Origin of the sequence: Paenibacillus sp. GYB006 (genome assembly GCF_036577645.1) — a bacterium.
Taxonomy (GTDB): domain Bacteria; phylum Bacillota; class Bacilli; order Paenibacillales; family Paenibacillaceae; genus Paenibacillus.
In genome coordinates, this window is record NZ_JARBDA010000097.1 from 1 (window position 1) to 255 (window position 255).

Genomic DNA, 255 nt, shown 5'->3' on the forward strand with positions numbered 1-255 from the left:
AAAAAGTCAGAGCCCGTTTTATGGGTGATGGCGTGCCTTTTGTAGAATGAACCGGCGAGTTACGTTCCCGTGCAAGGTTAAGGTGAAAAGCCGTAGCCGCAGCGAAAGCGAGTCTGAATAGGGCGATGTAGTACGTGGACGTAGACCCGAAACCGTGTGATCTACCCCTGTCCAGGGTGAAGGTGCGGTAACACGCACTGGAGGCCCGAACCCACGCACGTTGAAAAGTGCGGGGATGAGGTGGGGGTAGCGGAG

The 255-nt window shown here is 56.1% G+C and carries 1 rRNA gene; it reads left to right on the top strand.

Features of this window, described 5'->3' with window-relative positions:
• Positions 1-255 (top strand): 23S ribosomal RNA (locus PV403_RS25380); the annotation flags it as partial.